Raw genomic sequence first — 12,926 nt, 5'->3', positions numbered from 1 at the left:
GGTGAGCCAGTAAAAAATCCGCCCAATGTGGCGGATTTTTTTTTACGTTAACCCCTCGCCTTGCAGGAGAGGGTAGCAGATTGCCCGGATTATTTACTCTTAATATCGAAGATATCGGTTCCCAGATGGTTATAGTCAACTTTCTGTAACTTGAAGTTGGTAACGTAAACTGGGGGAGCCTTCTTGTTAGAGACAAACGGGTACGCATTTTTTATCTGCTGTGCCGAAATCCCCGTCCACTGCGAGAAGAAGGTCAGGAAATCATTGGCCGAACGCCGCGCTTTAATAATGCGATGCGTTTTATCATCACTCGACACAACCATAAACGGTACCTGGAAGTTCTGCTGGAACTTGTCGTCGTGCGCCAGATACTGCACCTCTTTACCGCGCTCTTTAAACGCCAGCCCGTGATCCGAGAAGTAGACCATCGAGAAACTGTCACCCGTATTGCGTAACTGATCGTACAGTTTGCTCAGCAGGTCGTCGGTTTGCGTCATGGTGTAGAGATAGCATGAGGTCTCTTTGGATTGCACAAACTCTGCGTATTTACCGCCGGTCCGATCGCAGGCCTGCGGGTGAGACCCCATCAGGTGCAGAACAATCAGCTGCGGCTGGGTACGCGGAGAGGCAAAGACCTGCGCCGTCATTTTCAGCAACGCTTCATCTTTCGTGTTCTTGTCCGCTTCAAAATCACCGTTCTTCAGGAACTGCACTTCGTCGGCGCGTCTGGCGATACTGGCAATGGCCGTATCGTATTCGCCAATTTGCCCCTGATTGGAGAACCACCAGGTCTGGAAACCTGCGCGGTTCGCCAGGGTAACAAAGTTATCCTGAAACTGGGGTTTGTCGTCGACCACCCGGTTCAGCGTCAAGCCGAGAGATTTCTGCGTTGAGCCGCTGGCAGCAACATAATCGGTAAACAGGGTGCCTTTGACCGAACTGGCGAACGGCGTGTTGTCCCAGTGTCCGCCAAAGGCTCCCATGGCGTCGCGACGTGCACTTTCACCAATCACCACCACATAGGTGTGATATTTGGGCTTCACGCCCAGCACGTTCCAGGTGTCTTTCATATTTGAAAGCTCAGCCATACGTGCCTGTTCGTCGAGCACCTCTTTATTGTTAACGACGACGTCTTTCACAAATCGGAACACCGGATAGCCGGTATCCTTCAGCTTGAACACCCCACCCCAGGCCAGGTTTTGTACTGGTGCGACAAAGAACGCCACCACGCTGAACGCCAGGCACAGGTGCTCAATTTTTCCCCACGTTTTTTTCTCTTCCGCTTTACGGCGAACGGCTATCACGCCAAGGGCAAAGATAAAGAGGCCGACCACGTAGCTGTACCAGGGGAAGATCGTCAGGATCTCTGTCGACTCTTCCATATTGGTCGAGTGCAGCGCCAGCAGGGTATTAAAGTTCGGCGAGCCGTAAGCCTGACCAAACGGGAAATAGAGTGCAGCGACCAGAGAACAGATTCCGACTAACGTTTTTTGCGCGCGCGGAGCCGTTCGCCACAGCACATGCAATATGCAGGTAAAGGCCACGGTATAGAGCAGGCTAAAGGGATAGCCAAGCGCAAAGTTAATCAGTAATGACTGCAAAAAGTAAAATCCCGTCCACGGGCTTAAGGCCCGGCTACGGGTAACAACGGTGTCTATCAGGGTTAAATTCATAGGTCACTATCATGGATAAAAACGCCATGTGCTCACCCTGGCGTCAAGGGTCATAACCTGCCTGACAGTGCGTGGAGAGGGAATGAGGGTCCGCTTCAGCGAGCCGCAAATTGTGCAGGGCTGCAAGAAGATAGTGCGAGCGCTAAATAATAGCAACAGTTGCTAAGCAGATGTTTTGCGAAGGGGATTGCAAATCCGTAAAAAAGATCGGGAATAGGGCGGCTGAAAGCCAGTGTACAGAGGGTTTGTGACGGAAAAATGAAGCGGCGTACCGCAACGCCGCTTAGTGGGAGGGTTTGTCGTCCTGATGCGGGGGTTTGTTGTTAAACATATCGCACAGCATGTTCAACAACATCAGGCGTACTTTAAAGGGGGAATGGGTAAACACGTTCATACACCTCTTGAATTCGTTCATGAGACCTCCTGATTTTTGATCCCTTCGATCCGTGAAGGGTGACTGCATTACATACAGATATAGCACAGGCTATATTGTATAGCTATGGCTATTTCGTTAATTTTTTGTGCTTGTAGAGGGATGGTTTACAATGTGCGCTCTCGATACCGGGCGCTGGAAGCGTCACCCCACTGAGGAAGTACAATGAACCGTCGCGCAGGTAAGCCAACAATCAGAAAAACGACGCAACTGGTGAATGTTGAAGAACATGTCGAAGGTTTTCGCCAGGTACGTGAAGCGCATCGTCGTGAGCTGATTGATGACTATGTTGAACTGATTTCCGATTTGATTCGCGAGGTCGGGGAGGCGCGCCAGGTGGATATGGCTGCACGGCTGGGCGTTTCCCAACCGACAGTGGCAAAAATGTTAAAACGTCTGGCCTCCGTGGGCCTGATTGAAATGATCCCCTGGCGCGGCGTCTTTCTGACGCCGGAAGGGGAGAAACTCGCCCAGGAGAGTCGCGAGCGCCACCAGCTCGTCGAAAACTTCTTACTGGTGCTGGGCGTAAGCCCGGAAATTGCCCGCCGGGACGCGGAAGGAATGGAACACCACGTCAGCGAAGAGACGCTGGTTAAGTTTCGCGAATTTACCCTTAAATATGGTCCCTCCGCTGAATGAACATCCCCGGACTGCAGGCCCTGGCACGCGATCGTTTCTTCCATCTCTTATTCATCATTGGCGCAGTACTGAGCATCTTTGTGCCGTTTGCGCCACACACCTGGCCTGCGGTGATTGACTGGCGCACCATCATTACCCTCAGTGGCCTGATGATGCTCACCAAAGGGGTAGAGTTGAGCGGCTATTTTGACGTCCTGGGACGTAAAATGGTGCGCCGCTTTGCCACTGAACGCCGCCTGGCGCTGTTTATGGTGTTCTCTGCTGCGGTGCTGTCGACGTTTCTGACCAACGACGTGGCGCTGTTTATCATCGTGCCACTCACGCTCACGTTGCGTAAGCTCTGCGAGATCCCGGTTAGCCGGCTGATCATTTTCGAGGCACTGGCCGTTAACGCCGGTTCGCTTCTGACCCCTATCGGCAACCCACAAAATATTCTCCTGTGGGGACGCTCCGGGCTGTCGTTTGCCGCTTTTACCTGGCAGATGGCTCCGCTGGCGCTGGTGATGATGGTGTCGCTGCTGGCGGTCTGCTGGTTCGCGTTCCCGGTTAAAAAACTGCAGTACCACAGCGGTACCACGGGCCCGCAGTGGCAGCCGCGTCTGGTGTGGAGTTGTCTGGCGCTGTACATCGTTTTCCTGTTCGCGCTGGAACTGAAGTATGAACTGGCGGGCGTACTGCTCGTCGCCGCCGGTTTTTTATTCCTGGCGCGGCGCGTGCTGGTCAGCGTGGACTGGACGTTACTGCTGGTCTTTATGGTGATGTTTATTGATGTGCATCTGCTTATCCAGCTTCCGGTACTGCAACACGTTTTGCACAGCGTCAGTGGCCTGTCGCAGCCGGGATTGTGGCTCACGGCGATTGGTCTGTCACAGTTCATCAGCAACGTGCCTTCCACCATTTTACTCCTCAACTACGTTCCCCCTGACACGCTGCTGGCGTGGGCGGTGAATATCGGCGGGTTTGGGCTGCTGCCCGGTTCGCTTGCTAACCTGATTGCCCTGCGTATGGCTAACGATCGTCGTATCTGGTGGCGTTTCCATGTCTGGTCGATCCCGATGCTGATTTGGGCCGCGGCGATCGGTTTCGGAATTTTCCTTCTCATATAGTGCGCAATTTGTCAGTTTTTCCTGGCAAACGTATAGCAACGTCCTAGCTTTAGTGAACGGCATAGTGTGATGCCGCTCACTGACAGGACTGTTGCTGACCTATGGCTGAAGATCAAAACCTGCCTGCTGACGAGCAGGAAAACAACACTAAACAGCGTAAGCGCCCGGGCAAAAAACCGTTAATCATCCTTGGCATTGTCGTGGTGGTGATGGTTATCGTGGCGCTGGTCTGGTGGTTTTTAACCCGTAACGAAGAGACCACTGACGACGCCTTTACCGACGGTGATGTGGTGACGATTGCCCCGAAAACGGCAGGCTATGTCACCGAGTTGCGCGTGCGCGATAACCAGCGGGTGAAAAAGGGCGACCTGCTGGTGGTTATCGATCCGCGTGATACCACCGCCCAGCGCGATCAGGCGCAGGCCCAGCTTGGGCTGGCGATCGCCCAGCTGCATCAGGCTCAGGCGCAGCTGGCGCTGTCAAAAGTCCAGTATCCCGCTCAGCGTGATGAAGCCAAAGCGCAGGTGATTAAAGCGCAGGCCGATCTGGCCAATGCGCAGGCGGAGTATCGCCGCCAGCGAGGCGTTGACCCGCGAGCGACCACCCAGCAAAGTATTGATACCGCCAATGCCCAGCTGCGCAGTGCCCAGGCGGGCCTGGCAAGTGCGCAGGCGCAGCTTGAAGTGGCGGAGCAGGTACAGCTGCAGATCCGCCAGCAGGAAACCAATGTGGAAGCGCGTCAGCGCCAGGTCGATCAGGCCAAAGCACAGCTGGAAACCGCGACGCTGAACCTCTCTTACACCGAAGTCCGCGCCCCGTTTGACGGTTTTGTCACTAAACGCAACGTCCAGCCCGGCACCCTGGTGCAGGCAGGTACCGCGCTGTTTTCACTGGTCTCTCCGAATGTGTGGGTGGTGGCGAACTTTAAAGAGTCGCAACTCGAACGCATGAAGCCGGGCGATAAGGTCGAGGTGTCCGTAGATGCCTGGCCGGATATGGCGCTCGAAGGCCATGTCGACAGTATTCAACAGGGCAGCGGCTCGCGCTTCTCCGCCTTCCCGTCGGAAAACGCTACCGGTAACTTTGTCAAAATCGTTCAGCGCGTGCCGGTGAAGATCGTGATTGATAAAGGGCTGGATCCCAACAAACCGCTGCCGCTTGGGCTGTCGGTTGCACCGAAGGTGACAGTGGAATGACGGATCACAGCCACGACAACTGGCGACCTGCCAGTAATCCGTGGGCGGTGGCGATTGTGGTCACGCTGGCGGTGTTTATGGAAATCCTCGACACCACTATCGTTAACGTGGCACTCCCGCATGTGGCCGGGTCGCTCTCGTCCAGCTACGACGAATCCACCTGGGTATTGACCAGCTACCTGGTGGCAAACGGCATAGTGCTGCCGATATCGGCTTTCCTGAGCCGGGTTTTTGGCCGCAAGCAGTTCTTCCTCATCTGCATCGTGATGTTCACCGTCTGTTCGTTCCTGTGCGGGATCGCCACCGAGCTGTGGCAAATCATTCTCTTTCGCGTAATGCAGGGCTTTTTCGGCGGGGGGCTGCAGCCCACGCAGCAGTCGGTGCTGCTCGACTACTTTAAACCCGAGGACCGGGGTAAAGCGTTTGGTCTGTCGTCAATCGCCATCATCGTTGCGCCGGTACTTGGCCCGACGCTGGGCGGCTGGATCACCGATAACTACTCCTGGCGCTGGGTTTTCTTCATCAACATTCCGGTGGGGATTGTAACGGTGCTGGCGATCTACCAGCTGCTGGAAGACCCGCCATGGGAAAGCAAATCGAAAGAGAAGCTGTCTATCGACTGGACGGGGATTGGCCTGATCGCGCTGGGGCTGGGCTGCCTGCAGGTGATGCTCGACCGGGGAGAAGATGAGGACTGGTTTTATTCGAACTTTATTCGCACCTTCGCCGTGCTGACGCTCATCGGCATTATTGGAGCGATTTACTGGCTGGTGTATGCCAAAAAACCGGTGGTAGATCTGCACTGCATGAAAGATCGCAACTTCGCCATCTCCAGCCTGTTGATGGCGGGCATGGCGATGATTCTGTACGGCAGTTCGGTGGTGATTCCGCAGCTTGCACAGCAGGATCTGGGCTATACCGCCACCTGGTCCGGGCTGGTGCTTTCGCCGGGCGCCGTGTTGATCGTATTGACTATCCCGCTGGTGCTGAAGCTGATGCCGGTGGTGCAGACGCGCTGGATTATCGCTTTTGGTTTTACCTGCCTGGCGGTGTCGTTCTTCTGGTCACGTACGCTGACCCCGGATATCGATTTCGAAACGCTGGTGCTGTTCCGCAGCGCCCAGTCGATAGGGCTTGGGTTCCTGTTTGTTCCTCTCACCACCATTGCTTTTATTTCGATACCGAGGCGGCTGAACGCCGATGCGGCGGCTCTGTTCACCATGTTCCGCAACGTGGCGGGCTCAATTGGCATCTCGCTTTCTACGGCGGCCATTACCGAACGTTCCCAGGCGCACAGCGCGCATCTGGCCTATCACGCGTCACCGTTTAATGAACAGTTCCAGCTGGCGATACGCGAAAGCGCGCAGGCGATCCAGAACTTCACCACTCAGGTCGGGGACCCTACCGGTATCGCCACCGGGCGCATGTACCAGACCATGATCGAGCAGTCGCGCTTCCTGGCGTATATCGACGTGTTCACCATTCTGAGCGTGGTAGCCATGTTACTGATTCCGTTTTGTTTGTTGCTCTCGCCGGTTAAGAGCGAGGGGAGTGCAGGAGCACATTGATGATACACAGACGTTTAACCCCCCTGATGATCATGCTGCTGGCAGGCTGCGCCGTGGGGCCGGATTACCAGCCGCCGGCATCGCAGACCCCGACATACTGGAACGATCCGGGTGACAGCGGCGTGAAGTCAAAAACGGCCTCGACGGCAACCAACCCACGCTGGTGGAAAACCTTCGGTTCACCGCAGCTGGACAGCCTGATAGAGCGCGCGATCGCGGGAAATTTATCCCTGCAGCAGACAGTATTGCGTATTGCCGGGGCGCGCGAACAGATTAACCAGGCGGGTGGGGCGTTTTACCCTTCCGTAAACGGTAATCTGCAGGCAACGCGCCAGCAGCTTGGGCTGGAGGGAGAGCTGAAATCCCACGGCGTGTACGACCAGCTTGATAACGTGGATCCTGAACTCAGGGGTGCGTTAGGACCGCTGACGCAGCCGATCAATCTTTACCAGGGGAGCTTCGATGCGCAGTGGGAAATCGACCTGTGGGGCAAGGTGCGCCGACAGGTAGAGGCTGCCGAAGCGCAGCAGAAAGCGGCGATAGAGCAGCGTAACGACGCGCTGGTGTCGCTGGAGGCGGAAGTGGCGCGCGCATGGCTGCAGCTGCGGGGGGCGCAGAGCATCATTGCCACGCTGAACACCCAGATTAAGAGCGCGCAACAAACCCTGGAACTCACCGAAAGCCGCCAGCGGGGCGGGCTGTCACCGCAGATGGACGTTGAAAATGCGCGTGCCCAGTTGGGGAACCTCGAAGCGCAGCTTCCTCAGTATCAGGCCCAGGCACGGCAGGCAATGAATGGCCTCGCGATTTTACTCGGCAAGCCGCCGGGGGCGCTGGATGCGGAGCTGCAGTCGGCGCAGCCGATGCCCGCCCTGCCGGATATCGTACAAACGGGTATCCCATCCACGCTGGCCCGTCGTCGTCCTGACGTACGTGAGGCGGAAGCCAACCTCCACGCCGCCACGGCGCAAATTGGCGTTTCCGTGGCGCAGCTGTTCCCGAGCTTTACCCTCTCCGGGCAGTTTGGTCTGCGAAACAGCGAAACCAACTGGCTGACGGACTGGAGCAGCCACTTCTACAGCTTCGGCCCGCAGGTCTCGATACCGATTTTCCAGGGCGGAAGACTGGTCTCGAGCGTGAAGGTGGCGCGTGCGCAGCAGGGCGCGGCAGTGCTCGACTACCGCCAGACGGTGCTCACCGCGCTCGGGGACGTAGAGAATGCGCTGGTGAGCTACCGCACCGATCAGCAGCGTGAAGCCGGCCTTGCTAAAACCATCGATGCGTTGCAAAACGCGTTTGATTTGGCAAGCGACAGCTACCGGCAGGGGATCGCCAGCTTTATTGACGTGCTGGATGCCCAGCGGCAGCTGGCGCAGGCGCAGCAGCAACGCGCGCAGGCGCAGGTACAAAGTGCTCTCGATCTGGTGGCGCTCTACAAAGCGCTGGGCGGCGGCTGGGAGCCGTATCAGCAGGTGCAATTACCGGATTACAAGGTCTTTGGTGAGGCTCCGCGCGGATAAGATTCAGAGGATTGGGCAAGAAACGGACAGGAACACCACATTCGCGATGGCTATGGGGCGGGTATAACTATCGGGTACCCATCGAACGACATGCGAGGATTATCTTATGCGTTATCAAAAACTGGGCAATACCGGTCTGTTTGTGTCTGAACTGTGCCTTGGCACCATGACCTTCGGCGGAGAAGGCGGCATGTGGGGCAAGATTGGTCAGCTGCAGCAAAGTGAAGCCGAGCAGCTGGTGGGCCGTGCACTGGATGCCGGAATTAATTTCATCGATACCGCGGATGTGTATTCGGAAGGGCGCTCGGAGGAGATCACCGGCCAGGCGCTGAAGAACCTGAAAATTCCGCGCGAAAATGTGGTGGTTGCCACCAAAGTGTTTGGCGAAACGGGCACGGCCGGGGTGAACTCCCGCGGCAGTTCGCGCTATCACATCATCAGTAGCGTCAAAGAGAGCCTGCGCCGTCTGCAGCTCGATCATATCGATCTGTATCAGCTCCACGGTTTTGACCCGGCAACCCCTGTCGAAGAGATGCTCTACGCGCTGGATAACCTGGTACAGCATGGGCACGTGCGTTATATCGGCGTCTCTAACTGGGCGGCGTGGCAGATTGCCAAAGCGCTGGGCATTTCCGAACGCCTTGGACTGGCGCGTTTTGCTTCACTGCAGGCGTATTACACCATCGCCGGGCGCGATCTTGAGCGTGAACTGATACCGATGATGCAGAGTGAAGGCGTCGGGTTGATGGTCTGGAGCCCACTGGCAGGCGGTCTGCTTAGCGGAAAATATGGCCGTGACGGGCAGAGTGAATCCGGCGGTCGCCGCCTGGAATTTGACTTCCCGCCGGTGAATAAAGAGCGTGCTTTCGATTGCGTGGATGTGATGCGCACCCTGGCCGAGCGCAAGGGTGTCTCTGTGGCGCAAATTGCGCTGGCGTGGTTGCTGCATCAGAAGGCCGTAACCAGCGTCATTATTGGTGCCAAACGTGTCGACCAGCTGGACGACAACATTGCCGCCACCGGGATCCGTTTAAGCGAAGACGAGCTTAAACAGCTTGATGCCGTCAGCGCGCTGCCGCGTGAATACCCGGGCTGGATGCTGGAGCGGCAGGGTGAATATCGTCGTCATCAGCTCGCACAACAATAACCGTCCTTCCTCCCGGTCTCGCTTCGCTGACCGGGTTTTTTTCCCGCCTTGCTCACAAAAAACGATCCTCCTCTTTGATTGATTTTTCGTCTTCGCCTATATGACTAGTCATGAAATTTTAAATGACTAGTCATATAGGGAGCGATCATGAATCAATTTCTGCCAGCCAATTTTTTATGGGGCAATTCCGTATCCAGTATGCAGACGGAAGGGGCCTGGAATGAGGGAGGAAAGGGAATGTCGGTATATGACATTCGCGAAGCCGGGGAGAACGTTTCTGACTGGAAAGTCGCGACCGATTCCTACCACCGCTATCGGGAAGATTTCGACCTGATGCAGGATCTGGGCATGAACTGCTACCGCTTTCAGATCGCCTGGAGCCGCGTATGTCCACAGGGCGACGGTGACTTCAACGACGAAGGTATCGCCTTTTATGACCGCTTTATTGACGATTTAATTGCCCGCGGCATTGAGCCGATGATCTGCCTCTACCACTTCGATATGCCGCTGGCGCTGGCGCAGGAGTACAACGGTTTTAACGATCGCCGTGTGATGGACGCGTTTATCCGCTACGGCAAAAAGATGATCGACTGTTACGGCGACCGGGTGAAGTACTGGCTGACGTTTAACGAGCAGAACATCTTCCACATGCCGGAAGCCTTCCGGATCTCGGGCTATATGAAAGGCGAGAAAACCCTGCGCGAGCTGTATGAACTGCAGCACCACACCATGGTCGCGCATATGACCCTGACCGAATACCTGCACCAGACCCGTCCGGGCCAGCTGATGGGCGGTATGCTGGCGCACCAGCTGGTCTATCCGGCGACCTGTAAACCGCGTGATATCTTCTGCGCCCAGCAGTATGACGAATTCCTCAACCAGAACCTGCTGCGCGTCTTTGCCGGCCAGGGTTACAGCCCGGCGGTGATGGCGGTCGTTGAACAGCAAGGTTTTGCGGATATCTACCGCGCTGAGGATCTTGCGCTGCTGGCGCGTACCAAAAACGACTATATGGCCTTCAGCTACTACGCCAGTAAAACCCTCGACAGCGATGCGATCCCCGAAGGAACGCCGGTCAACGATTACCTTCTGCACGGTGATAAAAATAACCCGTACCTGAAAGCGACCGAATGGAACTGGCAGATTGATCCGCTGGGCTTTCGCACCATCATCACCCGCTATTACAACGACTGGCGTATGCCGGTATTCCCGATTGAAAACGGTATTGGGGTGATCGAGTCCTGGGACGGTGTGAATCCGATTGAAGATACCTACCGTATTGACTACCACCGGGCGCATATCGAGGCGATGAAACAAGCCATGTTTGAGGATGGCGCAGAGGTGATCGGTTACCTCGGCTGGGGCTTAATCGACATTCTGAGTTCACAGGGAGACATGCGTAAGCGTTACGGCGTGGTCTATGTGAACCGTGAAAACCACGACCTGAAAGACTTAAAGCGCGTACCGAAGAAGAGCTACGCATGGTTGAAACAGGTTATCCATACCAACGGACGCGAGATGTAAGCCGTACGCTGCCGGGCCGTTTTTGTGACTGATTGAAGGGAAATATCCGCTATGTCTGAAACAAAAATAACACCGCATATGCAGTCTTTTGTCGACAGATTTGTTGAGTTCTCGGCGCGCCTGGCAAACCAGGTGCACCTGCGTTCCCTGCGCGATGCCTTCGCCACGGTCATGCCCATTTTCATCCTTGCCGGTCTGGCGGTGCTGGTGAATAACGTGGTATTTCCATGGATTTTTGAAGGCGACACGCTGGTGCATTTTAAGGTGTGGGGCGAGGCGATTATTAACGGTACGCTGAATATCGCCGCGCTGTTGCTGGCACCGATGATTGCCTGGTCGCTGGCACGCAACAAAGACTTCGACAACCCGGTCTCGGCAGTGGTTATCGCCATCAGCAGTTTTATCATTATGATGCCGATGCGCTTACAGCTCACGCCCGTCGGCAGCGACGCCACGGTGAACGTCACGCAGGTGCTGACGTTCTCCAATATTGGCTCAACCGGCATTTTTGCCGGGGTGCTGATTGGTCTGCTCTCAACGGAACTGTTTATCGCCATTTCTCGTCTGAAAGCGCTGCACATTTCTTTAGGTGAAAATGTACCGCCGGCGGTCAGTAAATCGTTTACCGCGCTGATCCCGACGATCCTGACGCTTTCCCTGTTTGCCATACTGGCCGCGCTTCTGGCGAACGTGTTGCACACGGATCTCATCCATCTGATCACCACTTTTATTCAGCAGCCGCTGCGCCTGATCAATACCAGCCTGCCGGGCACGATTTTTATCTATAGCTTTGGTAACTTCCTGTTCACGCTTGGGATCCATCAGTCGGTGGTTAACAGCGTGGTGCTGGAGCCGTTTCTGCTGATCAACACCAACGAGAATATGCTGGCCTTTGCCAATGGTCAGCCTGTCCCACATATCATCAATAATATCTTTGTACCGACCTTTGGTATGGTGGGGGGGACCGGCAGCACGATTTCCCTGTTGATTGCCATTTTCATCTTCTCACGGCAAAAATCGGCGAAACAGGTGGCCCGTTTGTCGCTGGCGCCGGGCCTGTTTAACATCAACGAGCCGGTCATTTTTGGCCTGCCGATTGTGTTCAACCTGCCGCTGATGATCCCCTTTGTGCTGCTACCTGCCATAGGTATCTGGTTTGCGTGGCTCTGTACTACCCTGGGGTTAATGTCGCGCTGTGTGGTTATGATCCCGTGGACAACCCCGCCCATTCTGAGCGCCTGGCTGGCAACGGCAGGGGACTGGCGCGCCGTGGTCGTGCAGTTGGCAATCATTGTATTTGGTGTATTCTTCTACCTGCCTTTCCTCAAAATTGCCGAGAGAGTGGCATTAAAAAACAGCGGGACAGAAAACTAACAAAAAGGAAGGACGATGGCGGCGAAGTACATCACCATAGCGCGGGAAATTAAGAAACGCATTATTAGCCAGCAATACGCCGCCAACGAACCGCTCCCGGACCAGTTTGCCCTGGCGGCGGAGTTCAGCACCAGCCGGATGACCATACAGCAGGCCATACGCCAGTTAATCGTGGAAGGGCTGATCTATACCCGTCAGGGGCAGGGGACGTTTATCCGCAAAAATTTCCTGCAACTCTCGCAGTGGGATCTTTCCGGCAGCGACTACTTCGGCGCAACAAAAACCTGGGAGCATCTGGGCACCGTTTCCAGCGTCGTGGTCCATTTCGAGCTGCGCTTTCCGAACGAGAAGGAGCAGGCCTCGCTGATGATTAACGCCGATGCGCCTGTCTATGACTTTGTTCGTTTGCGTCTGCTCAACGGTGAGCCGATGTCGCTGGACTCCACCGTAATGCCGCTTAATCTGGTGCCCGGTCTGAATAAAAGCCATCTTGAAGGCTCCGTGTTCCGCTACGTGCAGGAGACGCTGGGGCTGAAAATTATGGGGTCGTACCGGGTGGTGCGGGCGCTAAAACCGAACGCGCTGGATATGCAACACCTTATCTGCGAGCAGACCGATCCGGTGCTGGAGGTGGAGCAGGTTATCTATCTGGAGGATGGCACACCGCTTGAGTATGCCCACTGTCACTACCGTTACGACCACGGCGGGATAGTTATCGTCAATAACGGATAAAAAAAAGCGGGCAT

The 12,926-nt window shown here is 55.7% G+C and carries 11 protein-coding genes; 9 read left to right on the top strand and 2 right to left on the bottom strand.

Features of this window, described 5'->3' with window-relative positions:
- Positions 1-89: 89 nt before the first annotated feature.
- Positions 90-1,673 (bottom strand): phosphoethanolamine transferase, encoded by a 1,584-nt coding sequence (locus tag ACMVME_RS06050; RefSeq protein ID WP_068795078.1) that lies wholly within the window; start codon positions 1,671-1,673, stop codon positions 90-92.
- A gap of 283 nt (positions 1,674-1,956) precedes the next feature.
- Positions 1,957-2,088 carry a manganase accumulation protein MntS gene (gene mntS / locus ACMVME_RS06045; RefSeq protein WP_020884908.1) on the bottom strand — a complete coding sequence of 44 codons (132 nt, stop codon included), beginning with the start codon at positions 2,086-2,088 and terminating at the stop codon, positions 1,957-1,959.
- A 183-nt stretch (positions 2,089-2,271) separates the two neighbouring features.
- Here mntS and mntR point away from each other — a divergent pair, with 183 nt between their 5' ends.
- From mntR to ACMVME_RS06000, 9 genes are all read left to right on the top strand, one after another.
- Positions 2,272-2,745 (top strand): manganese-binding transcriptional regulator MntR, encoded by a 474-nt coding sequence (gene mntR / locus ACMVME_RS06040; RefSeq protein ID WP_014169260.1) that lies wholly within the window; start codon positions 2,272-2,274, stop codon positions 2,743-2,745.
- Positions 2,742-3,851: an anion transporter gene (locus ACMVME_RS06035; RefSeq protein WP_040016987.1), complete on the top strand. Its 1,110-nt coding sequence runs from the start codon at positions 2,742-2,744 to the stop codon at positions 3,849-3,851. The genes mntR and ACMVME_RS06035 overlap by 4 nt, the downstream gene beginning before the upstream one ends.
- A 101-nt stretch (positions 3,852-3,952) precedes the next feature.
- Positions 3,953-5,047 (top strand): HlyD family secretion protein, encoded by a 1,095-nt coding sequence (locus ACMVME_RS06030; protein ID WP_020884906.1) that lies wholly within the window; start codon positions 3,953-3,955, stop codon positions 5,045-5,047.
- Positions 5,044-6,615, top strand: coding sequence for a DHA2 family efflux MFS transporter permease subunit (locus ACMVME_RS06025; protein WP_014169264.1), 1,572 nt, complete (start codon positions 5,044-5,046; stop codon positions 6,613-6,615). The genes ACMVME_RS06030 and ACMVME_RS06025 overlap by 4 nt, the downstream gene beginning before the upstream one ends.
- A complete protein-coding gene (locus ACMVME_RS06020) occupies positions 6,615-8,135 on the top strand; it encodes an efflux transporter outer membrane subunit (protein ID WP_068795077.1) in 1,521 nt (506 codons plus the stop codon). Before ACMVME_RS06025 ends, ACMVME_RS06020 begins: the two co-directional genes overlap by 1 nt.
- A gap of 106 nt (positions 8,136-8,241) precedes the next feature.
- Positions 8,242-9,282 carry an aldo/keto reductase gene (locus ACMVME_RS06015; protein WP_014169266.1) on the top strand — a complete coding sequence of 347 codons (1,041 nt, stop codon included), beginning with the start codon at positions 8,242-8,244 and terminating at the stop codon, positions 9,280-9,282.
- A gap of 147 nt (positions 9,283-9,429) precedes the next feature.
- Complete coding sequence (locus ACMVME_RS06010) at positions 9,430-10,806, top strand: glycoside hydrolase family 1 protein (RefSeq protein ID WP_032677737.1); 1,377 nt, start codon at positions 9,430-9,432, stop codon at positions 10,804-10,806.
- A gap of 51 nt (positions 10,807-10,857) precedes the next feature.
- The gene (locus tag ACMVME_RS06005) at positions 10,858-12,180 is read left to right on the top strand and encodes a PTS sugar transporter subunit IIC (protein ID WP_068795076.1); all 1,323 of its coding nucleotides are present in this window, start codon (positions 10,858-10,860) and stop codon (positions 12,178-12,180) included.
- 15 nt (positions 12,181-12,195) lie between these two features.
- Positions 12,196-12,912 carry a GntR family transcriptional regulator gene (locus tag ACMVME_RS06000; protein ID WP_014169269.1) on the top strand — a complete coding sequence of 239 codons (717 nt, stop codon included), beginning with the start codon at positions 12,196-12,198 and terminating at the stop codon, positions 12,910-12,912.
- Positions 12,913-12,926: the final 14 nt, after the last annotated feature.

Source organism: Enterobacter cloacae complex sp. 2024EL-00711 (assembly GCF_047529885.1).
Taxonomy (GTDB): Bacteria; Pseudomonadota; Gammaproteobacteria; order Enterobacterales; family Enterobacteriaceae; genus Enterobacter; species Enterobacter ludwigii.
This window is presented reverse-complemented; position numbering and strand designations above follow the sequence as displayed.